Source organism: Streptomyces sp. NPDC056169, from assembly GCF_042268445.1.
Classification (GTDB): domain Bacteria; phylum Actinomycetota; class Actinomycetes; order Streptomycetales; family Streptomycetaceae; genus Streptomyces.
The window spans coordinates 352292-378570 of sequence record NZ_JBHJUO010000001.1; the positions used below are offsets into that span (position 1 = coordinate 352292).

General features: G+C 71.7%; 25 protein-coding genes, 1 pseudogene and 1 riboswitch. Of the genes and pseudogenes, 14 read left to right on the forward strand and 12 right to left on the reverse strand.

Features of this window, described 5'->3' with window-relative positions; translation table 11 throughout:
• Positions 1-33 precede the first annotated feature (33 nt).
• The 3 genes from ACFC0G_RS01605 to ACFC0G_RS01615 all read left to right on the forward strand — a co-directional run bounded on the left by ACFC0G_RS01605 (position 34) and on the right by ACFC0G_RS01615 (position 3124).
• Entirely contained in the window at positions 34-642 is a 609-nt protein-coding gene (locus ACFC0G_RS01605) for a TetR/AcrR family transcriptional regulator (RefSeq protein ID WP_189506061.1), read from the forward strand.
• Positions 643-967: 325 nt separating this feature from the next.
• On the forward strand, positions 968-1612 hold the full coding sequence (locus tag ACFC0G_RS01610; protein ID WP_376395429.1) for a DUF4126 domain-containing protein: 645 nt from the start codon (positions 968-970) through the stop codon (positions 1610-1612).
• Positions 1613-1645: 33 nt separating this feature from the next.
• The gene (locus ACFC0G_RS01615) at positions 1646-3124 is read left to right on the forward strand and encodes a phytoene desaturase family protein (protein WP_376395432.1); all 1479 of its coding nucleotides are present in this window, start codon (positions 1646-1648) and stop codon (positions 3122-3124) included.
• A gap of 32 nt (positions 3125-3156) precedes the next feature.
• Here ACFC0G_RS01615 and ACFC0G_RS01620 read toward each other — a convergent pair whose 3' ends face one another.
• From ACFC0G_RS01620 to ACFC0G_RS01640, 5 genes are all read right to left on the reverse strand, one after another.
• Entirely contained in the window at positions 3157-4062 is a 906-nt protein-coding gene (locus ACFC0G_RS01620; RefSeq protein WP_376395435.1) for a hypothetical protein, read from the reverse strand.
• A gap of 54 nt (positions 4063-4116) precedes the next feature.
• Entirely contained in the window at positions 4117-5034 is a 918-nt protein-coding gene (gene metF, locus ACFC0G_RS01625; protein ID WP_376395438.1) for a methylenetetrahydrofolate reductase [NAD(P)H], read from the reverse strand.
• Positions 5035-5155: 121 nt separating this feature from the next.
• Entirely contained in the window at positions 5156-5815 is a 660-nt protein-coding gene (thiE, locus tag ACFC0G_RS01630) for a thiamine phosphate synthase (RefSeq protein WP_376395441.1), read from the reverse strand.
• A gap of 102 nt (positions 5816-5917) precedes the next feature.
• Positions 5918-6283 (reverse strand): Rv2175c family DNA-binding protein, encoded by a 366-nt coding sequence (locus tag ACFC0G_RS01635; protein WP_376395444.1) that lies wholly within the window; start codon positions 6281-6283, stop codon positions 5918-5920.
• 43 nt (positions 6284-6326) lie between these two features.
• Complete coding sequence (locus ACFC0G_RS01640; protein WP_376396145.1) at positions 6327-7490, reverse strand: NAD(P)/FAD-dependent oxidoreductase; 1164 nt, start codon at positions 7488-7490, stop codon at positions 6327-6329.
• 133 nt (positions 7491-7623) lie between these two features.
• A riboswitch (TPP riboswitch) is annotated at positions 7624-7736 on the forward strand.
• On the opposite strand from ACFC0G_RS01640, the gene thiO reads away from it, so the two are divergent.
• The 6 genes from thiO to ACFC0G_RS01670 all read left to right on the forward strand — a co-directional run bounded on the left by thiO (position 7734) and on the right by ACFC0G_RS01670 (position 13413).
• Positions 7734-8888, forward strand: coding sequence for a glycine oxidase ThiO (gene thiO, locus ACFC0G_RS01645; RefSeq protein ID WP_376395447.1), 1155 nt, complete (start codon positions 7734-7736; stop codon positions 8886-8888). It overlaps the preceding riboswitch by 3 nt.
• Positions 8885-9085 (forward strand): sulfur carrier protein ThiS, encoded by a 201-nt coding sequence (thiS, locus tag ACFC0G_RS01650; RefSeq protein ID WP_376395451.1) that lies wholly within the window; start codon positions 8885-8887, stop codon positions 9083-9085. The genes thiO and thiS overlap by 4 nt, the downstream gene beginning before the upstream one ends.
• Positions 9086-9090: 5 nt before the next feature.
• Positions 9091-9885, forward strand: coding sequence for a thiazole synthase (locus ACFC0G_RS01655; RefSeq protein WP_376395454.1), 795 nt, complete (start codon positions 9091-9093; stop codon positions 9883-9885).
• Positions 9886-9973: 88 nt separating this feature from the next.
• Positions 9974-11905, forward strand: a complete 1932-nt coding sequence (gene pknB, locus ACFC0G_RS01660) for a Stk1 family PASTA domain-containing Ser/Thr kinase (RefSeq protein WP_376395457.1) — start codon at positions 9974-9976, stop codon at positions 11903-11905.
• Between the two features lie 6 nt (positions 11906-11911).
• Complete coding sequence (locus ACFC0G_RS01665) at positions 11912-12763, forward strand: deoxyribonuclease IV (RefSeq protein ID WP_376395460.1); 852 nt, start codon at positions 11912-11914, stop codon at positions 12761-12763.
• 92 nt (positions 12764-12855) lie between these two features.
• Positions 12856-13413: a DUF4396 domain-containing protein gene (locus ACFC0G_RS01670; protein WP_376395463.1), complete on the forward strand. Its 558-nt coding sequence runs from the start codon at positions 12856-12858 to the stop codon at positions 13411-13413.
• A 39-nt stretch (positions 13414-13452) separates the two neighbouring features.
• On the opposite strand, the gene ACFC0G_RS01675 is transcribed toward ACFC0G_RS01670, so the two are convergent.
• Positions 13453-14103, reverse strand: a complete 651-nt coding sequence (locus ACFC0G_RS01675) for a sulfite oxidase-like oxidoreductase (RefSeq protein WP_376395466.1) — start codon at positions 14101-14103, stop codon at positions 13453-13455.
• A gap of 183 nt (positions 14104-14286) precedes the next feature.
• On the opposite strand from ACFC0G_RS01675, the gene bfr reads away from it, so the two are divergent.
• Positions 14287-14763, forward strand: coding sequence for a bacterioferritin (gene bfr / locus ACFC0G_RS01680; protein WP_043223049.1), 477 nt, complete (start codon positions 14287-14289; stop codon positions 14761-14763).
• A gap of 11 nt (positions 14764-14774) precedes the next feature.
• Here the strand turns inward: bfr and ACFC0G_RS01685 are convergent, their stop codons facing one another.
• Positions 14775-15029 carry a bacterioferritin-associated ferredoxin gene (locus tag ACFC0G_RS01685; RefSeq protein WP_376395470.1) on the reverse strand — a complete coding sequence of 85 codons (255 nt, stop codon included), beginning with the start codon at positions 15027-15029 and terminating at the stop codon, positions 14775-14777.
• A gap of 135 nt (positions 15030-15164) precedes the next feature.
• On the reverse strand, positions 15165-16517 hold the full coding sequence (locus ACFC0G_RS01690; RefSeq protein ID WP_376395473.1) for a class II 3-deoxy-7-phosphoheptulonate synthase: 1353 nt from the start codon (positions 16515-16517) through the stop codon (positions 15165-15167).
• Positions 16518-16671: 154 nt separating this feature from the next.
• On the opposite strand from ACFC0G_RS01690, the gene ACFC0G_RS01695 reads away from it, so the two are divergent.
• The 4 genes and pseudogenes from ACFC0G_RS01695 (at position 16672) to ACFC0G_RS01710 (ending at position 22585) form a co-directional block, all read left to right on the forward strand.
• Positions 16672-19497, forward strand: a complete 2826-nt coding sequence (locus ACFC0G_RS01695) for an N-acetylmuramoyl-L-alanine amidase (protein ID WP_376395476.1) — start codon at positions 16672-16674, stop codon at positions 19495-19497.
• A 118-nt stretch (positions 19498-19615) separates the two neighbouring features.
• The gene (locus ACFC0G_RS01700; RefSeq protein ID WP_071892416.1) at positions 19616-19672 is read left to right on the forward strand and encodes a trp operon leader peptide; all 57 of its coding nucleotides are present in this window, start codon (positions 19616-19618) and stop codon (positions 19670-19672) included.
• Positions 19673-19777: 105 nt separating this feature from the next.
• Entirely contained in the window at positions 19778-21652 is a 1875-nt protein-coding gene (locus ACFC0G_RS01705; protein WP_376395479.1) for an anthranilate synthase family protein, read from the forward strand.
• Positions 21653-21755: 103 nt separating this feature from the next.
• A pseudogene (locus ACFC0G_RS01710) lies at positions 21756-22585 on the forward strand (IS5 family transposase).
• Positions 22586-22630: 45 nt separating this feature from the next.
• Here ACFC0G_RS01710 and ACFC0G_RS01715 read toward each other — a convergent pair.
• From ACFC0G_RS01715 to macS, 4 genes are all read right to left on the reverse strand, one after another.
• The gene (locus ACFC0G_RS01715) at positions 22631-23137 is read right to left on the reverse strand and encodes a hypothetical protein (RefSeq protein WP_376395482.1); all 507 of its coding nucleotides are present in this window, start codon (positions 23135-23137) and stop codon (positions 22631-22633) included.
• Between the two features lie 77 nt (positions 23138-23214).
• Entirely contained in the window at positions 23215-24228 is a 1014-nt protein-coding gene (locus tag ACFC0G_RS01720) for a 2-hydroxyacid dehydrogenase (protein ID WP_376395485.1), read from the reverse strand.
• Positions 24229-24320: 92 nt separating this feature from the next.
• Positions 24321-25007 (reverse strand): response regulator, encoded by a 687-nt coding sequence (locus ACFC0G_RS01725; RefSeq protein WP_376395488.1) that lies wholly within the window; start codon positions 25005-25007, stop codon positions 24321-24323.
• Positions 25004-26224, reverse strand: a complete 1221-nt coding sequence (gene macS, locus ACFC0G_RS01730) for a MacS family sensor histidine kinase (RefSeq protein WP_376395491.1) — start codon at positions 26222-26224, stop codon at positions 25004-25006. The genes ACFC0G_RS01725 and macS overlap by 4 nt, the downstream gene beginning before the upstream one ends.
• Between the last annotated feature and the right edge of the window lie 55 nt (positions 26225-26279).

The window sequence follows — 26279 nt, forward strand, 5'->3', positions numbered from 1 at the left end:
GTGACACCCGCGACACCTGTGAGAATCGACCCCATGGACAGCAGCAGCACCCGACGCCAGGCCACGCGCGCGAAGCTCTACGAGGCGGCCGTCACCCTCATCGCGGAGCAGGGCTTCTCCGCGACGACGGTGGACGAGATCGCCGAGCGGGCCGGGGTGGCCAAGGGCACGGTCTACTACAACTTCAAGAGCAAGACCGAGCTCTTCGAGGAGCTGCTGCGCCACGGGGTCTCCCTGCTCACCGCCTCGCTGCGGGCGGCGGCGGAGGAGACCGACGAGCGCGGCGGGAGCCGGGTCGACGCGCTGGACGCGATGATCCGGGCGGGGCTCGTCTTCATCGACCGCTACCCGGCCTTCACGCAGCTGTACGTGGCCGAGCTCTGGCGCACCAACCGGGCCTGGAACTCGACGCTCCTGGTGGTCCGCCAGGAGGCCGTCGCGGTGGTCGAGGGGGTCCTGCGGGAGGGCGTCGCAGCCGGTGAGCTGAGCGAGGACATCGACGTCCAGCTGACGGCGGCGGCGCTGGTCGGGATGGTGCTCGTGGCGGCACTCGACTGGCAGGCCTTCCAGAGCGAGCGTTCGCTCGACGACGTGCACGCGGCGCTCTCGCGCCTGCTGCACGGCCGGGTCGGCGGCCGGTAGCGCGGGACGATCCCGGCCCCGCGACACACCCGAACCGCTCTCCCCCACCACGCGAAAAGGCCGGTGCGGCAAGGCTCGATCCCCCCGAGCCCCGCCGCACCGGCCTTCCTCTTCGCGTGCACCCCCGTGCACCCCCGTGGCACATCCCCCGTGCCCCGGAGTCGGCAGGCGCGCGGCCCCGTTCCGCAGCCCCGTGCCGGCGGTGCCGGAGCCGCGCCCCTTCCGTGGTCACCACTCTCCCTTCCGCGCGGGTCGGATCCCATCCGCGTACCTACTCATCTCGACCTCTAGGTACGGATACTCAGTCCTGGTTACGATCGCGGGCGTGTCGGTACTTCCCCTGGTGTTCACCAGCGGCTGGGCGAGCGGGATCAACGCGTACGCGGTGGTCCTGCTGTTCGGCATCTTCGGCGCGACCGGGCTGACCGACGAGGTGCCCGAGTCCTTGCAGCGCACCGATGTCCTCGTCGTCGCGGGCGTGCTGTTCCTGTGCGAGGCGGTGGCGGACAAGATTCCGTACGTCGACTCGGCCTGGGACTCCGTCCACACCGTGATCCGGCCGATCGCGGGGGCCGTGGTCGGCGCCCTGCTGGCCGGTCAGAACGGTTCGATCCCGGAACTCGCGGCGGGCGCGGTCGGCGGCACGACGGCCCTCCTGAGCCACTTCGTCAAGGCCGGGACGAGGATGGCGGTCAACACCACGCCGGAACCGTTCTCCAACGTCGCGCTGAGCCTGGCGGAGGACCTCGGGGTGGCCGCGATCGTCACCTTCGCGGTCTTCCACCCCATAGCGGCGGCGACCATCGCGGCCGTGCTGCTCGCCCTCGGCCTGGCCATACTGTTCTTCCTCGCCCAGCGGATCCGCCGCTTCCTGCGCCGCAGGTCCCAGCGCCGCGAGGAGAACCACCTCGCGACCGCGGAGAGACGGGCCAGGACCCTGCCGCCACCGGACGAGTCCGACCACTTCTGAGCGGTGTCCGACCCGCCGGATAGGGTCGCTGACATGGCACGGATTGTGGTGATCGGCGCGGGACTCGGCGCCATGGCGACGGCGGCCCGACTGGCCGTGGCGGGCCACCGGGTGACGGTGTACGAGCGGACGGCGACGTACGGCGGGGCGGTCGGCCGCTTCGCGCGCGAGGGCTTCGCCTTCGACACCGGCCCGGGGCTGCTGCATCTGCCCGCCGTCTACCGCGACCTGTTCGTGAAGACGGGCAAGGAGCCCCTGGAGGAGTGCGTCGCGCTGAGCCAGGTCGATCCGGCGAGCCGTCACGTCTTCGCAGACGGCACGCGCGTCGACCTGCCGAACGCCTCCCGGGCCGGCACGGTCGCCGCCCTGGACGCGGCGCTCGGCGCGGGCGCGGGGGCACGCTGGGGCGACTTCCTGGTGCGGGCCCGCGAGGCCTGGGACCGGACCCGGCGCCCGCTCCTGGAGGAGCCTCAGCCGGCCGATCCGGCGCCGCTGGCCCGGGAGCCGTACCCGGCGCTCAAGGCCGGTCTGCTGCGGCGCCCGACGACGACGCTCGCCCAGGTCGGGGCGCGGGAGCTGGGCGATCCCCGGCTCGCCGCCCTCCTCGACGCGTACGCGTGGTCGTACGGCTTCGACCCGGCGACCGCCCCGGCCGCGGCCGCCGTCCTGCCGTACATGGAGCAGACCTTCGGCAGTTGGTACGTGGGCGGGGGCCTGCGGGCGCTCGCCGACGCGGTCCACGAGCGGTGCCGGAAGCGGCGCGTGGAGTTCGTCTTCGACACGCCCGTCGAGGACGTCCTGGAGAAGGACGGCCGGGCGGTCGGCGTCCGGCTGGCCGGGGGCGAGACGGTCGAGGCGGACCACGTGGTCTCCGGGGCCCCGGTGCCCGCGCTCTACCACGAGCACGTCGTGGAGTGGGGCGACGGCGACGACTGGCCGCACTACCAGACGACCTGGACGAGCCGGGTGACGGTCTGTCTGGCCCTGCGCGGGCCCCGTGAGCCGGCGGCGGTCCACCGCACGGTCGTGCACGCGGCCGGCGAGCGGCCGACCGTGACGGTGCTGCGGCCGGACGACCCGGCGCTGCGGCCCGACGCGGAGCACGAGTCGGTGACGGTCACGGCGACCGTCCGCACGTCCCCGGAGCGGGACGGGCAGGACGCGCACGACGGTCAGGACGGGCACGACGGTCAGGACTGGGAGGCCTTCGCCGACCGGATGGTCGAGGCGGCCGCCGAGGCGGTGCCGGGGCTGCGGGAGCGGCTGCTGTGGCGGCACGTCCGCACCCCGGAGGACGTACGACGGGACACCGGGTCCGCGGAGGTTCCGGGGCCCGCGCTCGCCGGCGGGCGCGGCCGGCTGCTCCCGGCCGCGAACCGCTCCCCGCTGCCGGGGCTCTGGTTCGCGGGCGGCTGGTCCCACCCGGGCGGCGGGCTCGCCCACGCGGGCATGTCCGGCGCGCTGGTGGCGGGGCTGATCGTGGAGGGCGCGGACTTCCGCGGCTCGCAGTAGCGGCCCCGCGGGCCGTCCGCGCCCGTCCCCGCTCAGTAGCGGTACTGCTGCTGCTCGTCCGGGTACTGCTCGTAGCCGTACGGGCTCTGCGGCTGCGGCGCCGCCTGCTGCGGGGGCTGTTCGGTGTCGCGCTGCTGCGGGACCCAGACGCCGCCGGGCGGGGTGTCGTAGGTGTACGAGGGGGCGTAGGAGTCGCCGTAGTACGAGCCGTACTGCTGGCCGTCCGTGCCGGGGCCGATGTACGGGTCGGAGTAGGCGGCGTACTGCTGCTGCCCGGCGGGCGCACCGTAGTCGTAGGCCGGCTGCTGCTGCTCGTACGCCGGGGCGTACGGGTCGTAGGCGGGCTGCTGCGGCGCGTACCCCGTGCCGTACCCCGCGTCCTGGCCGCCGTCCTGGTGGCCGGTGCCGTGGTGGCCGGTCTCCTGGTGGCCGGTGCCGTGGTGGCCGGTGCTCTGGTGACCCGCGTCGTAGACCCCGTACTGGCCGGTCTCGTCCGGCAGCGGCTGGGGCTCGTAGACCGCGGTCGTCTCGGCGGCGGTGACGGGGGCGGAGTCGTCATAGGTGTGGCCGTGGCCGTCCGCCGTGGCGTAGGCGTCGACGGCGTCGTACGAGACCTCGGTGACCTCCAGCGTGGGCCCGGCCTGCTCCTGGCTGCCCGCCTTGCGGCGGCGGCTCGCGCCCGGGTTCCCGCCGATCGCCCAGCCGGTGGAGAAGCCGCGGCGGAAGGAGAGCGTCACATAGGTCTGGCCGACGGCGAAGGCGACCGCGCCCGCGATGATCACCACCACCGAGGGCAGCAGGACGCCCAGGACCACGCCGAGGAAGCCGGTGAAGGCCAGCAATCGCCATCGCAGCCGCGCTTTGTACTGGAGGAGCACCTCCCCCAGCAGCCACAACGCCACCACGCCGAATGCGATGTAGAGGACCGTCCACCCCATGCCCCGCCGCCCCTCTCCACGGTCACCGCCGCGGGTCGGGGCGGGTACGACCGGTCACGACTGCTGGTGCAGTCCGAGATTCTCGTAGATCTCGAGCGTCGCGGTGGAGCTGTTCAGCGTGATGAAGTGCAGTCCGGGGACACCCTCGGAGAGCAGACGCGCGCAGAACTCCGTCGCGAACTCGATGCCAATGGAGCGTACAGCGGCGGGATCGTCCTTGACGGCGAGGATGCGGTCTTTCACATCCGCCGGGAAGGCGGCGTTGCTCAGCTGGGGCAGCCGGTCGAGGGTCTTCACGTTCACGACGGGCATGACCTCGGGGATGATCGGGGTCTCGCAGCCCGCCTTCGCCACGCTGTCGCGCAGCCGCAGATAGTTCTCCGGGTCGAAGAACATCTGGGTGATCGCGTAGTCGGCGCCGGCCCGGCACTTGTCCACGAAGTGCCGGATGTCCGTGTCCCAGTCGGTGGAGCGGGGGTGCATCTCGGGGAAGGCCGCGACGCCGACGCAGAAGTCGCCCGACTCCTTGATGAGCCGGACGAGGTCGGCGGCGTACCGGACTCCCTCGGGGTGCTCGACCCACTCGCCCAGCGGGTCGCCCGGCGGGTCGCCGCGGACGGCGAGCATGTTGCGGATGCCGGCGTCGGCGTACTGGCCGAGGATGTTGCGCAGTTCGGCGACGGAGTGGTCGACCGCGGTGAGGTGCGCGACGGGGGTCAGCGTGCTGTCGGAGGCGATCTTCTGGGTGGCCTTGACCGTGCCGCCCCGGGTGGTGCCGCCGGCGCCGTAGGTCACGGAGACGAAGCTGGGGCCGACCGCCTCGACGCGGCGCATCGCGTTCCAGAGGACCTGCTCGCCCTTCGCGGTCCGCGGCGCGTAGAACTCGAAGGAGTACGACGTGTCGCCGGCGGCGAGGATCTCGCGGACCGTGCGTGCGCGGTCCGATCGGACGGAAGCGGTACCTAGGGCCATACGGGCAGGTTAGACGGGGGACGAGGACCCGCGTAGACGGCGTCCGCGTTGTGGACAATTTTTCGGACATTCTCGCGGGACGCCGTCCTGGGCGCCCCGCGGCCCACGGCCCGGGATCCGCTCAGGCTCCCGCGCGCTCCCGGACCCGCTTGGCGAGGGCGGCGGTCGCGGCCGCCGGGTCCTCTGCCTCGGTGATCGCGCGGACGACGACGATCCGGCGGGCGCCCGCGTCCAGGACCTCGTCGAGGTTGGTCTCGTCGATGCCGCCGATGGCGAACCAGGGGCGGTTCTGCGCCAGACCGGCCGCGTACCGCACGAGGTCGAGCCCCGGCGCGTACCGCCCGGGCTTGGTGGGGGTGGGCCAGCAGGGCCCGGTGCAGAAGTAGTCCACGCCCGGTTCGACGGCGGCCGCGGCCGCCTCGGACTCGGCGTGGCAGGAGCGGCCGATCAGCACGTCGTCACCGCCGCCGAGGATCGCGCGGGCAGCGGGCACGGGCAGGTCGCCCTGGCCGAGGTGGAGCACGTCGGAGCCGATGGCGTGGGCGACGTCGGCCCGGTCGTTCACCGCGAGGAGCTTGCCGTGCCGGCGGGCGGCCTCGGCGAAGACGGCGAGGTGCTCCAGCTCCTCGCCGGCCTCCATGCCCTTGTCGCGGAGCTGCACGATGTCGACGCCGGAGGAGAGCACGGCGTCGAGGAAGGCGGGCAGGTCGCCCTGGCGCTTCCGGGCGTCGGTGCACAGGTAGAGCCGGGCGTCGGCAAGCCGCTCACGAGGCGTGGGCATGGGTGGGTTCCCCCCGTCGGTGTCGCCGGCGCCGCGGCGGCCGGCCCGCGAGGGGCCGGTCGCCGCGACACCCGCTGGTGGTGTCCTCGGTACGTGCGGGCGTCAGAGGGCGAGCGCCTGGGCGCGGCGCTTCACCTCCGTGCCGCGATTCTCGTTGAGCGCCTGCGCGGGCGTGCCCGGCAGGCTCTCGTCCGGAGTGAAGAGCCACTCCAGCATCTCTTCGTCGGTGAAGCCGTCGTCCCGCAGGACGGTCAGGAGCCCGACGAGGCCCTTGACGATCGCGTCGCCCTGGATGAAGGCGGCGGGGATCTGCAGGGCGTTGTTCTCTCCACGGCGCACGGCGAGGAGCTGACCTTCCTTGATCAGCTGCCGCACGCGTGTCACCTCGACATCGAGCATCTCCGCGATGTCGGGCACGTAGAGCCAGGCGGGGACGAGCGCATCGATCTTTACGTCAATCTCGGTCACGGGACAAGCCTGCCATCCCGGACCGACAGTCGGTACCCGGGCCCTACCGGACTGCCGCCTTCAGGGGGACGGACGGGTCGGCGGCGCGCTCCGGGTCGACCGGGGTGGCCGCCTCGATGAGCTTGCGGCCCTGGGCCAGGTCGCGGGGGCGGCCGACGGCGAGGAGGGCCACCGGGACCCCGGCGCGCAGCCAGAGCACGGACCAGGTGGCGTCCGCCGGGTCGCCGCGCCACAGGAGCTCGTCGGCGTCCGCGTGGTGCCCGGCGTACTGGACGAACCGGCCGAACTGCTCGGACCAGAAGTACGGCACCGGGTCGTACGGTCCGGTGGCGGCGCCGGTGATCGTCGCGGCGACCGTGCGCGGGCCCTGGAGCGCGTTGTCCCAGTGGTGGACGAGGAGGCGCTCGCCGTAGCGGGCGGAGGGGTAGGAGGCGCAGTCGCCGACGGCGTACACGTCGGGCAGGGAGGTGCGCAGCCGCTCGTCGGCCGTGACGGCGCCGCTCGGGTCGAGGGCGATGCCGGAGCCGGCGAGCCAGCCGGTGGCGGGGCGGGCGCCGATGCCGACGACGACGGCGTCGGCGGGCAGCTCGCGGCCGTCGGCGAGGACGACCCGGCCGGGCAGGACGGTGTCCACGCGCGCGTGGGTGAGGAGTTCGGCGCCGCTCGCCCCGTACCAGCCGGCCATGGGGGCGGCGACCTCGGCGGGCAGGGCCCCGGCGAGGGGGCGGTCGGCCGCCTCGACGACGGTGACGGCGCAGCCCGCCTCGCGCGCGGCGGTGGCGAACTCGGCGCCGATCCAGCCCGCGCCGACGACCACGACGGTGTGGCGGCGCTCCAGGACGGGGCCGAGGCGCACGGCGTCGTCGAGGGTGCGCAGGAGGTGGACGCCGGGGACGCCCTCGGCGCCGGGCAGGGTGATCGGGTGGGCGCCGGTGGCGACGACCAGGACGCCGTACGGGACGGGCCCGGCCTCGGTGTCGATCTCGTGGTCGGCGGCGCGGAGCCCGGTGACGTCGAGGCCGAGGCGGAGTTCGATGTCGAGGGCCTCGAAGTCGACGTCGAAGGCGGAGTCCTCGGCCTTGCCGAGCAGGATCGCCTTGGAGAGCGGGGGCCGGTCGTAGGGCTGGTGGGGCTCGGCCCCGATGAGGGTCACGGGGCCGGTGAAGCCCTGTTCGCGCAGGGCGACGGCGGTCTGCACGCCCGCCATCCCGGCTCCGACGATCACGACCTGCTGCTGGGCCTGCTTCTGCTCGCTCACCCGACCACCTTACGCATCTGACGGATCGTCAGGAAGGGAGGGGCCTGGGACCGCACCGGGGCTGCGGCTAGTCTGGCGGGCGTAAAGCACTCGCGGGAGCCCGGACGCACCGGGCTGAGAGGGAGGCTGGGCGGCCTCCGACCGTACGAACCTGATCCGGGTCATGCCGGCGAAGGGAGGGGCTGGACGCCCATGCGTTCTTCCGATGTCCTCGTGGTCGGGGGCGGCATCATCGGCCTGGTCACGGCCTGGCGGGCCGCGCAGCGCGGGCTGCGCACCACCGTGGTCGACCCGGAACCGGGCGGCGGCGCCGCGCGGGTCGCGGCCGGGATGCTCGCCGCCGTCACCGAACTCCACTACGGCGAGGAGACCCTGCTCGGGCTCAATCTCGCCTCCGCCGCCCGCTATCCCGCCTTCGTCGCCGAGCTGGAGGAGTCCACCGGCCACGACGTCGGCCACCGTGCCTGCGGCACCCTCGCCGTCGCCCTCGACGCCGACGACCGGGCCCACCTGCGCGAACTCCACGCCCTCCAGACCCGCTGCGGCCTCACCTCGGAGTGGCTCAGCGGGCGCGAGTGCCGCCGCCTCGAACCGATGCTCGCCCCCGGGGTGCGCGGCGGGCTGCGCGTGGACGGCGACCACCAGGTCGACCCGCGCCGGCTGGCCGCCGCGCTCCTCGTCGCCTGCGAGCGGGCCGGGGTGGTCTTCCACCGCGTCCTCGCGGAGCGTCTGACGGTCGCGGGCGACCGGGCGCGCGGGGTCGTCCTCGCCGGCGGCGAGGAGCTGACGGCCGACCAGGTCGTTCTCGCCGCGGGCAGTCTGAGCGGACGGCTCGCGGGCGTGCCCGACGAGGTGCTGCCGCCGGTCCGCCCCGTGAAGGGCCAGGTCCTGCGGCTGCGCGTGCCCGCCCCGTACGCCCCCTTCCTCTCCCGTACCGTCCGCGCCGTCGTCCGCGGCAGCCACGTCTACCTCGTGCCGCGCGAGAACGGCGAGCTCGTCGTCGGCGCCACCAGCGAGGAGCTCGGCTGGGACACCACGGTGACGGCGGGCGGGGTGTACGAGCTGCTGCGCGACGCCCACGAGCTCGTCCCCGGCATCACCGAGCTGCCGCTCACCGAGACGCTGGCCGGACTGCGCCCCGCGTCGCCGGACAACGCTCCGCTGCTCGGCCCCAGCATCCTGCCCGGCCTGCACCTGGCCACCGGCCACTACCGCAACGGGGTGCTGCTCACCCCCGTCACCGGCGACGTCATGGCGGAGGTGCTCACCACGGGCGTCCTCCCCGACGAGGCCCGTGCCTTCACCCCCCGCCGTTTCTCCCCAGTACGTCTGGAGCTTCCCGCATGAACGTGTCCGTGAACGGAGAACCCCGCGAGCTCACCGGCCCCGTCTCCCTCGACGCCCTCGTCTCGACCCTGAGCACGGCCCCGACCGGGGTGGCCGCGGCCGTCAACGAGACGGTCGTCCCGCGCGGCGAGTGGGCGGCGACGCTGCTCGGCGAGGGCGACCGGGTGGAGGTCCTGACCGCGGTGCAGGGAGGCTGAGCGCGATGTCCGACGACCTGTTCGTCCTCGGCGGTACGGAGTTCTCCTCGCGCCTGATCATGGGCACCGGCGGCGCGCCGAGCCTCGACGTCCTGGAGCGCTCGCTGATCGCCAGCGGCACCGAGCTGACCACCGTCGCGATGCGGCGGCTCGACCCGACGGTCCAGGGCTCGGTCCTCTCCGTCCTGGAGCGGCTCGGCATCCGGGTCCTGCCCAACACGGCGGGCTGTTTCACGGCGGGCGAGGCGGTCCTCACCGCCCGGCTCGCCCGGGAGGCGCTCGGCACCGACTGGATCAAGCTGGAGGTCGTCGCCGACGAGCGGACGCTGCTGCCGGACGGGGTGGAGCTCCTCGACGCGGCCGAGACGCTGGTCGACGAGGGCTTCACCGTCCTGCCGTACACGAACGACGACCCGGTCCTCGCGCGGAAGCTGGAGGACGTGGGGTGCGCGGCGATCATGCCGCTCGGCTCCCCGATCGGCTCGGGGCTCGGCATCCGCAACCCGCACAACTTCCAGCTGATCGCGGAACGGGCGGGGGTGCCGGTGATCCTCGACGCCGGGGCGGGCACGGCATCGGACGCGGCACTCGCGATGGAGCTGGGGTGCGCGGCGGTGATGCTGGCCTCGGCGGTGACGCGGGCGCAGGAGCCGGTGCTCATGGCCTCGGCGATGCGGCACGCGGTGGAGGCGGGCCGGCTCGCGCACCGGGCGGGCCGCATTCCCCGCCGCCACTTCGCGGAGGCGTCCTCCCCCGTGGAGGGCCGCCCGCACCTGGACCCGGAGCGCCCCGCGTTCTAGACGGCCTGCTGGGGCGCTCGTCACAGCTGCGCTGCAGTACCGGGGCAGCCGCGCGGGGGCCGTGTCCACGGCTCGTAGACTCGACGCCGTGGACACGACCCTTCAGGACCCCCTCGTCGGGCGGCTGCTCGACGGCCGCTACCGCGTCGACGCGCGCATCGCCGTCGGCGGGATGGCCACGGTCTACCGGGCCGTCGACACCCGCCTCGACCGCGTCCTCGCGCTCAAGGTGATGCACCCCGCCCTCGCGACGGACGCCGCCTTCGTCGAGCGCTTCATCCGCGAGGCGAAGTCCGTCGCCCGGCTCGACCACCCGAACGTGGTCGGCGTCTTCGACCAGGGCGCCGAGGGCGCGTACGTCTATCTGGCGATGGAGTACGTCGCCGGCTGCACCCTCCGTGACGTCCTGCGCGAGCGCGGCGCCCTCGCGCCCCGCGCCGCGCTCGACATCCTGGAGCCCGTCCTCGCCGCGCTGGGCGCCGCGCACCGGGCCGGATTCGTGCACCGCGACATGAAGCCGGAGAACGTCCTGATAGGGGACGACGGCCGGGTGAAGGTGGCCGATTTCGGTCTCGTACGGGCCGTGGGCTCGGCGACCGCCACCACCGGCTCGGTCCTCGGCACGGTCTCGTACCTCGCACCGGAGCAGATCGAGCACGGCACGGCCGACACCCGCGCCGACGTGTACGCCTGCGGCGTCGTGCTGTACGAGATGCTGACCGGCGGCAAGCCCCACGCGGGCGACACCCCCGCGCAGGTCCTCTACCAGCACCTCCACACGGACGTGCCCGCTCCGTCCGCCACCGTCCCCGGGCTCGCCCTGGAGCTGGACGAGCTGGTCGCGGCCGCCACGGCCCGCACCCCCGAGGTCCGCCCGTACGACGCCGTCGCGCTGCTCGCCCTGCTCCGGGAGGCCCGCGCCGTCCTCACCGACGAGCAGCTGGACGCCGTGCCGCCGCAGGCGCGCTCCGCGGCCCGGGACACCGCCGACGACCGGACCAGCGTGATCGCCCGCGCCGTACCGGCCGAGGCGGACCTCCCGCAGGTCCAGCAGGTGGAGCACACGAACCGGCTGCCCGCCCCGGAGGCTCCCCCGGCGGGCCCCCGCCGGCGCGCTGCGCGTGGTCTCCGCGCGCCCCGCGGCCCTCTCCTCATCGTCCTCGGGGTCCTGCTCGCGCTCGGCCTCGGCACCGGTGTCTGGTACATCAATTCCGGCCAGTTCACCCGCGTACCGGCCGTCCTCGGCCAGACCGAGGCCAACGCGACACAGCGGATCAAGGACGCAGGCCTGGACGTCGGCACGACGAAACGTGCCTTCAGCGACGTGTACGAGCGCGGCGCGGTCATGGCCGTCGACCCCGCCCCCGGCGAACGCGTCCGGGGCAACGCCACGGTCGTCCTGACGCTCTCCCGCGGCCCCGAGATCGTGAAGGTGCCCAACCTCAGGAACAAGCCGCTCCCCGAGGCCAAGCGCCTCCTCAAGGAGGAGGGCCTGGCCCCCGGGGTGATCACCAGGGAGTTCAGCGACTCCGTCGCCCAGGGCGCCGTAATCGGCTCCGACCCCGAGCCCGGCACCGAGCGCCGCCCCGACTCGGCCGTCGCCCTGGTGGTCAGCAAGGGCTCGCCGATCGACGTGCCCGACGCCACCGGCGAGACCGTCGCCGACGCCACGGCCACGCTCCAGGAGGCCGGCCTCACCGTGCGGGTCGCACCGGAGCGGATCAACTCCCCGGAGGACGCCGGCACGGTCGCCGCCCAGTCCCTCGCCGAGGGCAGCCGGGCCGCCGAGGGCGACACGATCACCCTCACCGTCTCCAAGGGGCCGAAGCTGGTCGAGGTCCCGGACGTCACGGGCGAGTCCACGGACGACGCCCGTACGGCGCTGGAGGACGCGGGCTTCGAGGTGGAGGTCAAGAAGTCCTTCCCCTTCCTCGGCAACACGGTCGCGAGCCAGTCCGTGGAGGGCGGCTCCACCGCCCCCGAGGGCTCCACCGTCACCATCACGATCAAGGGACTCTAGAGACTCATGCGCAACCCCGTCGGCGGTCACGTCCCCGTGGCCGGTGGCCTCGCCACGACCGGCCTCGCCTATGCCCGCGTGCTCGGCGCCGAGACCGTGCAGGTCTTCGTCGCCAACCCGCGCGGCTGGGCCACCCCGGTCGGCAATCCGGCCCAGGACGAGCGGTTCCGGGCCGAGTGCGAGGCCGGGTCGATCTCGGCCTGGGTCCACGCCCCGTACCTGATCAACTTCGGCTCGCACACCGAGGCCACCGTGGAGAAGTCGGTCGAGTCGCTGCGGCACTCGCTGCGCCGGGGCCGCGAGATCGGCGCGAAGGGCGTCGTGGTGCACACCGGCTCGGCGACCGCGGGCCGCCCCCGCGAGGTGGCCCTCGCGCAGGTGCGGGAGCGGATGCTGCCGCTCCTCGACGAGCTGACGCACGAGGACGACCCGTACCTCCTCCTGGAGTCGACGGCCGGCCAGGGCTTCTCGCTCTGCTCGCGCGCGGAGGACTTCGGCCCGTACTTCGACGCCCTCGACCGCCACCCCAGGCTCGGCATCTGCCTCGACACCTGCCACATCTTCGCGGCGGGCCACGACCTGACGGAGCCGGGCGGCGCGGTACGGACGCTCGACGAGCTGGTGGCGACCGTCGGCGAGGGCCGGCTAAAGCTGATCCACGCCAACGACTCGAAGGACGTCGTGGGCGCCCACAAGGACCGCCACGCCAACATCGGCGCCGGTCACATTGGCGAGGACGCCTTCCGCGCGCTGCTGCGCCACCCGGCGACGGACGGGGTGCCGCTGATCATCGAGACCCCGGGCGGCACGGAGGGACACGTGGCCGACGTGGAACTCCTGAAGAAGCTGCGCGGCTGAGCGGGGGCACGGGTTTCCTGTTGAGGAATACCCCAGGGGGGTATACGGTTCTTGCAACGGCAGGAACCGCTACCCGACCTTGGGGGGCACTCATGCAGCACGACGCGCACACGCATCACGACCACAGCGAGCACCAGAGCCACGCTGCACACCAGGACCACGCCGAGCACCAGGGCCACCACGAGCACCACGGTCACCACCGCGCGGACGGCGAGGTCTCCTGGGCCATGGCCGCCAAGGCCACGCTGCACTGCCTCACCGGCTGCGCCATCGGCGAGATCCTCGGCATGGTCATCGGCACGGCGCTCGGCTGGGGCAACGTCCAGACGATGATCCTCGCGATCATCCTGGCGTTCTTCTTCGGCTACGCGCTCACCCTGCGCGGCATCCTGTCCGCCGGCGTCGACTTCAAGACGGCCTTCAAGGTCGCGCTCGCCGCCGACACCCTCTCCATCCTGGTCATGGAGATCATCGACAACGGCATCATCGCCCTCTGGCCGGGCGCCATGGACGCGCACCTCGACGAGCCGTTCTTCTGGATCGTGCTCGCCATCGCGCTCGCCGCCGCGTTCGTGATCACCACGCCGGTGAACAAGTGGATGATCGGCCGCGGCAAGGGCCACGCGGTGGTCCACCAGTACCACCACTGACCGAACGGACCGAGAGACGCCCCAGGACGGTCCGGAGCGCTACAGCTCCGGGCCGTCGCCCGGTTCCTCCTGGTACGAGTAGCGCTGCTCCGTCCACGGGTCACCGAGGTTGTGGTAGCCGCGCTCCTCCCAGAAGCCGCGGCGGTCGGCGGCCATGTACTCCACGCCCCGGACCCACTTGGGCCCCTTCCAGGCGTACAGGTGCGGGACGACGAGCCGCAGCGGGAAGCCGTGCTCGGCGGTGAGCAGCTCGCCGCCCTTGTGCGTGGCGAAGATCGTGCGGTCCGCGGCGAAGTCGGAGAGCCGCATGTTGGCGCTGTAGCCGTACTCGGCCCACACCATCACGTGCGTGACCTGCGGCGCCGGCGGAGCCAGTTCGAGGATGGTCCGGGCGCGCACCCCACCCCATTCGGCCCCGAGCATGCTGAATTTCGTCACGCAATGCAGATCGGACACGACCGTGGAGAACGGCAGGGCCGAGAACTCCTCGTGGTTCCAGCACCGCTTGTCACCGTCCGCCGTCGCACCGAAGACGCGGAACTCCCAGCGCTCCGGCTTGAACTTGGGGACGGGGCCGTAGTGGGTGACCGGCCAGCCGCGCTGCAGCCGCTGACCCGGCGGGAGGTCCGGCGAACGATCCGGCTCCCCCGCTTCCCCTTCCCGGCGTTCTCCGCTCTCCGGCTGACCCATGTCATCCATGGTGACAGACGGCGAGGGGTGGTCATGACCAGCCAACCTCCCCCCGTCCGAGATTCGGGCAACTCCCACTAAGCCTGCACTTACTGGACGCCCCCCATTCGGGGTGCGAGGATGCGGCCATCCTGCCCAGTGACGGTACGGACACGCAACGTGGAAGTGGAAGGAGCCTCTGCGATGCAGGGCGACCCCGAGGTCCTCGAGTTCCTCAACGAGCAGCTGACCGGCGAACTGACGGCCATCAACCAGTACTGGCTGCACTACCGCATCCAGGACAACAAGGGGTGGACGAAGCTCGCCAAGTACACCCGTGAAGAGTCCATCGACGAGATGAAGCACGCGGACAAGCTGACCGAGCGCATTCTGATGCTCGACGGCCTGCCCAACTACCAGCGTCTCTTCCATGTACGGGTCGGCCAGACGATCACCGAGATGTTCCAGGCGGACCGCCAGGTCGAGGTGGAGGCCATCGACCGCCTCAAGCGCGGGATCGAGGTCATGCGCGCCAAGGGGGACGTCACGTCCGCCAACCTCTTCGAGGAGATCCTCGCCGACGAGGAGCACCACATCGACTACCTGGACACGCAGCTGGAGCTGATCGAGTCCCTGGGCGAGGCGCTCTACATCTCGACGCTGATCGAACAGCCCAGCTAGGTACGGGCGGCTCAGGCGGCCTCGGAGAGCCCCTCGGGCTCGACCGCGTCAGAGGCCAGGGCGGGCATGCCCTGGTTCAGGAGCTCGCGCCTCGGGCAGTTGCCGCGCCCGAGGATGGCCTGGATGCGGCGGACGCAGGAACCGCAGTCCGTTCCGGCCTTGCAGGCCGAGGCGATCTGGCGGGGCGTGCAGGCGCCCGCGTCGGCGTGGTCCTTGACCTGCTTCTCCGTGACACCGAAGCATGAGCAGACGTACACGCGGTTCACCTCCCGCCGAGATCGATAAGGCTAACCTAACCTTACCCGGCGGTCCCGAGCCTCAAAAGCCCTGGATACGACGATGGGGCGCGGATCACATGGATCCGCGCCCCATCGTCGTAGGTACCTACGTACTGATCACGCTCACTGGTCCCGGTACATCTCCGCGACGAGGAACGCCAGGTCGAGCGACTGGCTGCGGTTGAGGCGCGGGTCGCAGGCCGTCTCGTAGCGCTGGTGCAGGTCGTCGACGAAGATCTCGTCGCCGCCGCCCACGCACTCGGTGACGTCGTCACCGGTGAGCTCGACGTGGATGCCGCCCGGGTGGGTGCCCAGCGCCTTGTGGACCTCGAAGAAGCCCTTGACCTCGTCGAGCACGTCGTCGAAACGGCGCGTCTTGTGGCCGGAGGCGGCCTCGAAGGTGTTGCCGTGCATCGGGTCGGTGACCCAGGCGACGACCGCGCCCGAGGCGGTGACCTTCTCGACGAGCTCGGGGAGCTTGTCGCGGACCTTGTCGGCGCCCATGCGGACGATGAAGGTCAGGCGGCCGGCCTCGCGGTCCGGGTCGAGCCGGTCGATGTACGTCAGCGCCTCGTCCACCGAGGTGGTCGGGCCCAGCTTGATGCCGATCGGGTTCGCGATCCGCGCCGCGAACTCGATGTGGGCGTGGTCGAGCTGGCGGGTGCGCTCGCCGACCCAGACCATGTGGCCGGAGGTGTCGTACAGCTTGCCGGTGCGCGAGTCCGTACGGGTCAGGGCGCCCTCGTAGTCGAGCAGCAGCGCCTCGTGGGAGGCGTAGAACTCGACGGCCTTGAACTCGGCCGGGTCGGTGCCACAGGCCTTCATGAAGTTCAGCGCGTTGTCGATCTCCCGCGCCAGCTGCTCGTAGCGCTGACCCGAGGGGGACGACTTCACGAAGTCCTGGTTCCAGGCGTGCACCTGGCGCAGGTCGGCGTAGCCACCGGTGGTGAAGGCACGCACCAGGTTGAGCGTGGAGGCGGAGGCGTTGTACATCCGCTTCAGGCGCTCGGGGTCCGGGATGCGGGACTTCTCGTCGAAGCCGAAGCCGTTGACCGAGTCGCCGCGGTACGTCGGCAGGGTCACGCCGTCACGGGTCTCGGTCCCCTTGGAGCGGGGCTTCGAGTACTGGCCGGCGATGCGGCCGACCTTCACCACGGGAACGGAGGCGGCGTAGGTGAGGACGGCGCTCATCTGGAGCAGCGTCTTGAGCTTGGCCCGGATGTGGTCGGCGGACACGGCGTCGAACGCCTCGGCACAGTCGCCGCCCTGGAGCAGGAACGCCTCGCCACGGGCGACGGCTCCCATCCGGGCACGCAGCTGGTCACACTCGCCGGCGAAAACGAGCGGAGGATACGACTCGAGGTCCGCGATCACATCGCGCAGGGCCTCGGCATCGGGGTACTCCGGCTGCTGCGCCGCGGGCAGGTCTCGCCAGGTCGCCTTGGCGACGGCGTGGGTATCAGCGTTCACGGTCACGCGCACAACACTACGGGGTCCTTCGCCCGATCTCGTCCCCCTGCCCAATGGCTGAGACGCGCGCCCGAAATGTCGGTCGACGATCTTCACGCCTTCGGGTGGTGTTACCCTCTGGCCCGTTTAACAAGTAGACAGTCGATTCACAGGGGTGGGCGTGACCCAGAGGCACCGCAGGGACCGCAAGAAGAAACGACTCATGTACGGAGCGGCGGCCGCGGTCGCCGCCACGGCCACGATCGGCACCCTCGCGGTCGCCTCGCCGGGCCTCCTCGGCGCGACGGACGCGAAGCCGGCCGCTGGGGACTCTTCCCTCCAGTCGCAGTTCGCAAACGCGGCGCGCGAGTTCGACGTGCCGCAGAGCGTGCTGATGGCGGTGTCGTACCGCCAGACACGGTGGGAGTCGCACGACGGGCAGCCGAGCACGACCGGCGCGTACAACGTCATGGGGCTGACGAAGGTCGACCCGGAGGACATCGAGGCCGACGCGAGCGAGGACCTCCTCCATCACCTCGTGAACGGCACCGGCGACCCGTCGATCGACAAGAAGATCGACAAGAAGAAGGCGCTCGCGCCCGTCCCCGAGACGACGGTCGACACCGACGACCCGAAGCTGCACACCCTGGACAAGGCCGCCGAGCTGATCGACGGCTCGACGGACTCCGTCCAGAAGGACTCGGCCGCTTCGATCCGGGCCGGTGCGGCACTTCTCGCCGAGTACCAGAAGCAGGCCGGTGCCGAGCTGTCCGACGACGCGGGCGCCTGGTACCCGGCCGTGGCCCGCTACAGCCAGTCGGACCGCAAGGGCGCCGACCTCTTCGCCCAGCGCGTCTTCGAGTCGATCAAGACGGGTGAGCAGGAGCTCACGGCCGACGGCGAGCAGGTCGTCCTGCCGGCGAACCCGTCGGTGGAGCCGGTCAAGCCGGCGAACGTACCGCTGGCGGCGGGCTTCGCGAGCACGACCGCGACCCCGACGGCCGAGTGCCCGACCACCGTGGCCTGTACCTTCACCCCCGCCTTGTACTCCGAGAACGACGGCAACTACAACATCGCGAGCCGCACCGCGAACGGCACCGGTGGCTTCGACATCCGCCAGATCGTCATCCATGACATCGAGGGCAGCCACGACGCTGCCGTGAACGTCTTCCAGACCCCGGGCAAGTGGGCGAGCGCGCACTACATCGTGCGTGCCGACGGTCGCGTGACCCAGATGGTCGAGACCAAGAACGAGGCGTTCCACGCGGGCAACAAGACGCTGAACATGCACTCGATCGGCGTCGAGCACGAGGGCTACGCCATCAAGGGCGACGCCGGCTGGTATACGGAGCCGGAGTACGAGTCCTCCGCGGCCCTCGTGAAGTACCTGGCCGCCAAGTTCTCCATCCCGCTGGACCGCGAGCACATCATCGGCCACGACGAGGTGCCGAGCATCCTGGACGACAAGATCCAGGACCATTGGGACGCGGGCCCGTTCTGGGACTGGAACCACTTCATGAAGCTGCTCGGCGCCCCCACCGGCGCCGGTGGCGCGGGCGGCCTCCTCCAGGCCGGGCAGCTCGTCAAGATCGTCCCGCCGTTCACCTCGGCCAACCAGCAGCAGATGAAGTACACGGAGAGGGTTGGTGACCAGGACGTCACCAAGACCACCGTCGCGCTGCCGGTCAACTTCGGCTACCTCTACTCGGAGCCCGTGGCCGACCAGACCAAGGCGCTGACCGACCCGTACTTCACGGCGGGCTGGCAGTGGGGTTCCAACTGGGCGAACAAGGTGACGGCCGGCAGCAGCCACGTCGTCGCCGAGTCGCGGACCGACTGGACCGCCATCTGGTACGGCGGCAAGAAGGCCTGGTTCTACAACCCCGGCGGCCAGTACACGGCCCCCGTGGCTGCGAAGACGGCGATCACCGCCAAGGACGGCGCCGCCTCGATCCCGATCTACGGCCGCGCCTACCCCGAGGACGCCGCGTACGCCGGAACCGGTGTCCCGATCCAGAGCAGCAACAACGCGTCGCTGACGCGGTACAGCCTCCCGGCCGGCCAGCTGTACACCAAGGCCGGGGACGCCGTGGTGGGCGACTACTACTCCAGCGCGTTCAACGTCGACGGCACCCGGGTCGCCGGCAAGACCAACGTCTTCATCCCGATCCGCTACAACCACCGCCTGGCATGGGTGAAGGCCGCAGACGTCAAGGAGGTCGCGACCAAGGCCCCGGTCAGCGCCACCAACCGCTACAACGTCCTCGCCCGGGACGCCTCCGGTGTCCTCTGGCAGTACCAGGGCACCGGCAACGCCTCCGCGCCGTTCCTGAGCCGGTACCGGGTCGGGCCCGGTTGGGGTGTCTACAACGCCATCACGCCGATGACGGCCCTCCGTGCCGACGGCACCGGTGACGCCGTGGCCCGGGACGCCTCCGGTGTCCTCTGGTACTACCAGGGCAGCGGCAACCCGTCCTCCCCGTTCAAGGCGCGGCTGCGCACCGGCGGCGGCTGGGGGGTCTACGACCGGATCATCGCCGTCCGCGACGTGACCAACGACGGCAGGCCCGACCTGATCGCCCGCGAGAAGTCGGGGGTCCTGTGGCTGTACAAGGGCACCGGCACCCCGGCCACCCCGTTCGCGACCCGGATCCGGGTCGGCGGCGGCTGGCAGACCTACAACGCGATCGTCAGCACCGGCGACCTGTCCGGCGACGGCAAGGCCGACCTGATCGGCCGCGACGCCGCCGGTGTCCTCTGGTCGTACAAGGGCACGGGCAGCTCCACCACGCCGTTCGCCACCCGCGCCAAGGTCGGCCCGGGCTGGCAGACGTACAACACCATCGTGGGTCCGAGCGACCTGAGCGCCGACGGCAAGGGCGACCTCATCGGCCGCGACGCCGCCGGAACGCTCTGGTCGTACAAGGGCACGGGCAGCCTCACCGCGCCGTTCGCCTCCCGCGTCAACGTCGGCCCCGGCTGGCAGATCTACAACCTGATCTTCTGATCGGGCAGTTCGGCACGTAGTACCGGCAAGGCCTCGGGGCCCGGCTCGCACCGTCCACGGTGCGGACCGGGCCCCGTTTCCGTGGCCCGCCGGGGTCCCGCTGGGCTACAGTGCTCGCATGTTCGCGCCGCAGATCCAGAACTGGTGGTGGACCGCTCATCCGGCGGCCCACTGATCGCGCGTACACCGACTGACACGCGAAGGCCGCCCGAGGGGCGGCCTTTTCTCGTACCCGGGCCGTTCCTCTCCGTACTCTCCTCGGAAGGAACCCACCCACCCCATGGACCTCTCCCGTCTCCTGGACGACTCCTGCCCGCCCTTCGCCCTGCTGCGCAGGCGCACTCCCGGCCGTGACCACGACACCGTCGAGGTGCTGATCGGCCGGGTCCACGAGGCCGGGCTCCTCGCCGAGCTGCCCGTGGGCCCGCTGCCGACGCTCGCCCTCGTGCCCTTCCGGCAGATCCGGGAGCGCGGCTTCGACGTGCGGGACGACGGCACCCCGCTCTCCGTGCTCGTCGCGGAGGAGACGTACGAGCTGTCGCTCGCGGAGGCGCTGCGGCAGCTGCCCGCGCACGACGTGGCCGTCGAGGGCGGCGGGTTCGACGTCTCCGACGAGGACTACGCCGGGACCGTGCGGCGGGTCATCGACGAGGAGATCGGCTCGGGCGAGGGCGCGAACTTCGTCATCCGGCGCACCTACACCGGGGAGATCCCGGGCTTCGGGCGGGCCGACGCCCTCGCCCTGTTCCGGCGGCTCCTCGCGGGCGAGCGGGGCGCGTACTGGACGTTCGTCGTGCACACCGGCGACCGGACGCTCGTCGGGGCGAGCCCGGAGGTGCATGTGCGGATGACGGGCGGCACGGTCGTGATGAACCCGATCAGCGGCACGTACCGCTACCCGGCCGGGGCCGCCCCGACCCCCGAGGACCTGCTGGCCTTCCTCGCCGACCGCAAGGAGACCGAGGAGCTCTCCATGGTGGTGGACGAGGAGCTCAAGATGATGTGCACGGTGGGCGACATGGGCGGGGTCGTGATCGGGCCGCGACTGAAGGAGATGGCCCATCTCGCGCACACCGAGTACGAGTTGCGAGGCCGTTCCACGCTGGACGTGCGGGAGGTGCTGCGGGAGACGATGTTCGCGGCGACCGTCACCGGCTCGCCGGTGCAGAACGCCTGCCGGGTGATCGAGCGTCACGAGGCCGGTGGGCGCGGCTACTACGCGGGGGCGCTCGCCCTGCTCGGTACGGACGAGAGCGGGGCGCAGACGCTCGACTCGCCCATTCTGATCCGGACCGCGGACATCTCCTCGGACGGGAAGGTGCGAGTGCCCGTCGGCGCGACCCTCGTCCGGCACTCGGACCCCGCCGGCGAGGTCGCCGAGACCCACGCCAAGGCGGCCGGGGTGCTCACCGCGCTCGGGGTGCGGGAGGGCCGGCCGGCGGCGGACCCGGCGGCCGCGGCGCCCGCGCGCCTGGCCGACGATCCGCGCGTACGGGCGGCGCTGGACGCCCGGCGGGCCGACCTGGCGCCGTTCTGGCTGAAGATGCAGGCGCGGTCGGCGGAGCTGTCCGGGCACGCCCTGGTGATCGACGCCGAGGACACGTTCACGGCGATGCTCGCGCACGTGCTGCGCTCCTCGGGCCTTGAGGTGTCGGTGCTCCGTTACGACGAGCCGGGGCTGCGGGAGCTGGCCCTCGCCCACGAGGGGCCGGTCGTGCTCGGTCCCGGGCCGGGCGATCCGGCGGACGCCGGCGACCCGAAGATGCGGTTCCTGCGCGGCCTGACGGCCGAGCTGGTGCGGGACCACCGGCACGGTCTGCTGGGGGTGTGCCTGGGGCACGAGCTGATCGCCGCCGAGCTGGGCCTGGAGATCGTCCGCAAGCGGACCCCGTTCCAGGGGGCCCAGCTGCGGATCGACCTCTTCGGTCAGGAGCAGACCGTCGGCTTCTACAACAGCTTCACGGCCCGCTGCGACGACCGGGCGGCGACCGAACTCGCCCTGCACCGGATCGAGGTCAGCCGGGACCCGGAGACCGGCGAGGTCCACGCGCTGCGCGGACCGGGCTTCGCGGGCGTCCAGTTCCACCCGGAGTCGGTGCTGACGAGGGAGGGGGCCGCGCTGACGGCTTCGCTCCTCGCGGGCGTACTGGTCTAGGGCCTGTCCGGCCCTGATCCGCCGGACGAGCCCGGCCTGATCGACAAGACACCCCCTAGGCAGCGTCTTCAAATGATCTTGGGTGGTGGATCATGGAGTCGTGATACGTCGCCATGAACTGTCCGATCGCGAGTGGGAGTTCGTCCAGCCGCTGCTGCCCTCATCGTTGCGGGGGCGGAAGCGACTGGACGACCGCAGGGTCCTCAACGGGATCGTGTGGAAGTTCCGCACCGGGACCGCCTGGCGGGATGTTCCTGACCGGTACGGGCCGTGGGCCACGCTTCATACCCGTTTCCGCAGGTGGGCGGCGGACGGCACGTTCGAGCGGATGCTTCGGACTGCCCAGGCCAAGGCAGACGCGGCGGGCGACATCAATTGGCTGGTGTCGGTCGACTCCACGATCGTCCGAGCCCACCAGCATGCCGCCGGGGCTCAAAAAAGGGGCTCCGCGACCCGGCGCTCGGACGGTCCCGAGGCGGCCTGACCAGCAAGATTCACCTGGCCTGCGATGCTCTGGGCCGCCCGCTGGCCTTCGTCGTCACAGGCGGGAACACCAACGACTGCACTCAGTTCACCACGGTGATGGAAGCGATCCGGGTGCCCCGCATCGGACTGGGACGGCCGCGGGTTCGACCCGCCCACGTCCTGGGCGACAAGGGCTACAGCTCGAGGGCGATCCGCACCTGGCTCAGGCGGCGCGGCATCGCCCACACCATCCCCGAGCGGGCCGACCAGGCCCGCAACCGGCTCAGGCGCGGCAGCCGTGGCGGCCGGCCGCCGGCCTTCGACCGCGACGTCTACAAGCAGCGCAACGTGGTGGAACGATGCTTCAACCGCCTCAAACAGTGGCGAGGCATCGCCACCCGCTACGACAAAACTGCCGAGTCCTACGAAGCAGCCGTCACCCTGGCTGCACTCCTCATGTGGGCGTGAACCTCATGCCCGTCTCCTGTGGTGCCGCCGAGGAGACGACCGCGATCAACGCGTATCGAAACCCAGATGATTCGGGACATCGCCCATTGCGCAGAGCGCCGTGACCTGCTCCTCCAGACGGCTCAGGGCGTCCGTGAGGGAAAGTTGATCGATCCGCTCAAAATAGAGGGGGTGGACATCGGCGCCGAACTCTCCCAGGGGTCGTTCAAGGTCGACATCCACCATGGCTTCAATGATGCACCCGGCCGAGGTGATGGTCACACCTGCCGAGAACCGCAGCTCACTGACATCCGAGTCGCCCTCCGCGAAGAAGCCGAAGCGGTGGTGGATCCTCAGTTCAGGTCCCGCAGCGTGCTTTTCGATCAAGATGGCAGGCACCAGCCCAGACTCATCCCCGAAGTCGTAGGCGATGTAGAGCTGAGTGGTGAAATCGTCCAGCTGCTTGTGCAGCCGATGCATCGTGGTCAGCAAGAGAGCCGTGCTTTCGGCATCGTCCGCGCCGGTGACGTTCAACATCGGTGAATCATCGCCCATGCGCAGCAGCGCTGGCACGTGGGTTTCGCTTACCAGGCCGCCCCGTCCTCCACACCGTTCAACCCCAACCTCACGGTCCGTTTTGACGACACGGCCTAGGGGGACACCCCCTGGGCGGGCCTCGGTACCAGGACGTTCTCGCTGCGCCGTCCCGCGGTGTAGTCGAGGACGTTCCGGACCGTGGTGTCGATGATCTGGCCGACCGCGTCGACGGTGTAGTAGGCCTGGTGGGAGGTGACCACCACGTTCGGGAAGGTGACCAGGCGGGCCAGGGTGTCGTCCTCGACGACCTCCAGGGACTTGTCGAGGAAGAAGAGCCCGGCCTCCGCCTCGTACACGTCCAGGCCGACCCCGGTGAAGCGGCCGGTCCTGAGCTCGGCGACCAGGGCCTCGGTGTCGATGAGCCCGCCGCGGCTGGAGTTCACCAGGATCGCGTCGTCCTTCATGGCCCGGAGGGCGTCGACGTCGATGAGGTGGTGGGTGGACGGGAGCAGCGGGACGTGGAGGCTGATGAGGTCGGCCTCGGCGAAGAGCCGTTCCTTGTCCACGTACTCCATGCCCAGCGCGACGCAGACCGGGTTCTCGGCGACGTCCCAGCCGAGCAGCTTCATGCCGAAGCCGTCGGCGATCCGGGTGAAGGCCTCGCCGATCTTGCCGGTGCCGAGGACGCCGACGGTACGGCCCCGCAGGTCGCGGCCCATCAGTCCGTCGAGGCGGAAGTCGAAGTCGCGGGTCCGGTTGGAGGCGCGGACGATCCGGCGGTTGACCGCCATCGCGAGCGTCCAGGCGAACTCGGCGACGGAGTACGGGGAGTAGTACGAGACCCGGGCGACGGTGAGGCCGAGGCGCTCGGCGACCTCCAGGTCGATGTTGTTGAAGCCCGTGGAGCGCTGGGCGATCATCTGGGTGCCGCCGGCGGCGAGGGTCTGCAGGACCTTGTGGTCGAGGATGGCGTTGACGCTGGTGGAGACGATCTCGTAGCCGGCCGCGATGGGCGCGGTGTCCGGGGTGAGGAACACCTCCAGGCAGCGGACCTCGTGATGCCCCTCGAAGGCCTTCTCGATCAGGGGCTGCTCGTCCGCCTGCACGCCGAATGCCAGGATTTCCACGGATTTCCCCTAGAAGCGGTGATGGGCCGTATATGCGCGGTCCTCGCGAATATACGGCCCCTCACGTCCCCGCGCCCGGTGCGCAGCGCTCCTCAGGCGTCGTCGAGCCCGCGCTCGATGGCGTACCGGACGAGCTCCACCCGGTTGTGCAGCTGGAGCTTGCCGAGCGTGTTCTGCACGTGGTTCTGGACGGTGCGGTGCGAGATCACCAGGCGCTCGGCGATCTGCTTGTAGCTGAGCCCCTTGGCGACGAGCCGCAGGACCTCGGTCTCGCGCTCGGTCAGCTGCGGGGCCTTCGGCTCGTCCCCGCCGGCCGCCGGGACGGGCTCGGAGGCCAGCCGGCGGTACTCGCCGAGGACGAGGCCGGCGAGGCCGGGGGTGAAGACGGGGTCGCCGACGGCCGTCCGCCGCACGGCGTCGATCAGCTCCTCCGTACTGGCGGACTTGAGGAGATAGCCGGTGGCACCGGACTTGACCGCTTCCAGGACGTCGGCGTGCTCGCCGCTCGCCGAGAGGACGAGGACCCGCAGCGCGGGCTGCGCGCCGACGAGCTCCTTGCAGACCTGGACGCCCGGCTTGAGCGGCAGGTTCAGGTCCAGGACGAGGACGTCGGGTCCCGCCGCCGTGGCCCGGCGCACGGCCTGCTCGCCGTCGCCCGCCGTGGCGACCACGTCGAGGCCCGCCTCCGCGAGGTCGCGGGCGACCGCGTCCCGCCACATCGGATGGTCGTCGACGACCATCACCCTGATCGGCTGCCCGCCGGCCTGCTGCTCGCTCATCTTCCCTGTCCTGCCTTCCCCCGTGGAACCTTCAACTCGACTTCCGTGCCCTGCCCCGGGACCGAGATCAGCTCGGCCGAACCGCCCAGGTCCCGCAGTCTGCCCCGGATGGAGAGGGCGACGCCCATCCGGCCCTCGCCCTCGGCCTGCGCGAGGCGGCCCTCCGGGATGCCGGGGCCGTCGTCCCGGACGGTGACGATCACCTCGTCCGGCCAGTCCTCGACCAGGATCCAGGCCTGCGCCGCCTCCCCCGCGTGCACCCGGACGTTGTCCAGGGCGGCGCCGACGGCGGCGGTCAGCTCACGGGCGGCGGGCGGCGGCAGCATGACCGGCGCGCCCGGCTCGGAGAGGGTGACCCGGGACCCGGCACGCGGGGCGAGCAGCAGCCGCAGGTCGACGGGCGTGTCACCCGCGCCGAAGGGGGGTTCGTCCACCTCGACGACCCGCACGACCGCCCCCTCGGACTCGTCCTCCGAGACCAGGCTGGGCCGGGCGAGACCGCCCGCAACGAGCGTACGGAGCGCCACCTCCTGCTCCCCCGCCATCCGGCCGAGCTCGGCGGCCTCGCCGCCCAGGGCCGTACCGCGCCGCTGCACCATCGCGAGAACCTGGAGGACGCTGTCGTGGATGTCGCGGGCGAGCCGCTCCCGCTCCCGGGTCGCGGCCTCGATCTCCAGGGCGCGGGCGAGGGTGCGCTCGGAGGCGCGGGCCACCTCGACGACGTATCCAATGGCGATGGAGGCCACCCAGACGAGCAGGACGTTGTGGAAGGTGTCCCGGCTGGGGTGGCCGCGCTCGACGATGTTGGCGACGGCGACCAGGGAGGAGGCGACTCCGGCCCAGCGCCAGCCGCCCTTGATCGCGTACGCGAGGACGGAGCCGGCGGTCCATATCGACGGCAGGGTGGGGCCGTCGACGGACTGGGCGTGGACGTCGGCGAGCGGGGTGAGCAGGATGCCGGCGAGGGCGACGGTGAGGTCGGCGCCGAGGAAGCGTTTGGTGCAGCTGGCCGCGTTCGCCACCCTGGGGAGGGTCGCGAGGGTCCAGACGCACATCACCGCCAGATAGGCGACGGCGATCCAGGGCCGCTCGTACCGCTCCCGCCCGAAGGCGAAGATCAGGACGGCGTACATCATCGTCAGGACGCGGTAGCCGGTCAGCGCCCGCCACAGCGGCTGCTCGACCGACATGCGCACGACACGCTCGCGCTTGGCCATCTCCCCCACCACCCCCGGACACCCCTGGGGGTGCCGTGCCGCTCTGCTTGTCCGC

Excerpts from the sequence above, each read along its gene's own strand:
- thiE (WP_376395441.1), bottom strand. The coding sequence starts at position 5,815 with ATGCCCACGCCTCGTGAGCGGCTTGCCGACGCCCGGCTCTACCTGTGC.
- thiO (WP_376395447.1), top strand. The coding sequence starts at position 7,734 with ATGCGTTCTTCCGATGTCCTCGTGGTCGGGGGCGGCATCATCGGCCTG.
- ACFC0G_RS01670 (WP_376395463.1), top strand. The coding sequence starts at position 12,856 with ATGCAGCACGACGCGCACACGCATCACGACCACAGCGAGCACCAGAGC.
- ACFC0G_RS01665 (WP_376395460.1), top strand. The coding sequence starts at position 11,912 with ATGCGCAACCCCGTCGGCGGTCACGTCCCCGTGGCCGGTGGCCTCGCC.
- ACFC0G_RS01605 (WP_189506061.1), top strand. The coding sequence starts at position 34 with ATGGACAGCAGCAGCACCCGACGCCAGGCCACGCGCGCGAAGCTCTAC.
- ACFC0G_RS01620 (WP_376395435.1), bottom strand. The coding sequence starts at position 4,062 with ATGGGGTGGACGGTCCTCTACATCGCATTCGGCGTGGTGGCGTTGTGG.
- macS (WP_376395491.1), bottom strand. The coding sequence starts at position 26,224 with ATGGCCAAGCGCGAGCGTGTCGTGCGCATGTCGGTCGAGCAGCCGCTG.
- thiS (WP_376395451.1), top strand. The coding sequence starts at position 8,885 with ATGAACGTGTCCGTGAACGGAGAACCCCGCGAGCTCACCGGCCCCGTC.
- ACFC0G_RS01655 (WP_376395454.1), top strand. The coding sequence starts at position 9,091 with ATGTCCGACGACCTGTTCGTCCTCGGCGGTACGGAGTTCTCCTCGCGC.
- ACFC0G_RS01705 (WP_376395479.1), top strand. The coding sequence starts at position 19,778 with ATGGACCTCTCCCGTCTCCTGGACGACTCCTGCCCGCCCTTCGCCCTG.
- ACFC0G_RS01725 (WP_376395488.1), bottom strand. The coding sequence starts at position 25,007 with ATGAGCGAGCAGCAGGCCGGCGGGCAGCCGATCAGGGTGATGGTCGTC.
- ACFC0G_RS01675 (WP_376395466.1), bottom strand. The coding sequence starts at position 14,103 with ATGGGTCAGCCGGAGAGCGGAGAACGCCGGGAAGGGGAAGCGGGGGAG.
- bfr (WP_043223049.1), top strand. The coding sequence starts at position 14,287 with ATGCAGGGCGACCCCGAGGTCCTCGAGTTCCTCAACGAGCAGCTGACC.
- metF (WP_376395438.1), bottom strand. The coding sequence starts at position 5,034 with ATGGCCCTAGGTACCGCTTCCGTCCGATCGGACCGCGCACGCACGGTC.
- ACFC0G_RS01640 (WP_376396145.1), bottom strand. The coding sequence starts at position 7,490 with ATGGCGGGCGTGCAGACCGCCGTCGCCCTGCGCGAACAGGGCTTCACC.
- ACFC0G_RS01615 (WP_376395432.1), top strand. The coding sequence starts at position 1,646 with ATGGCACGGATTGTGGTGATCGGCGCGGGACTCGGCGCCATGGCGACG.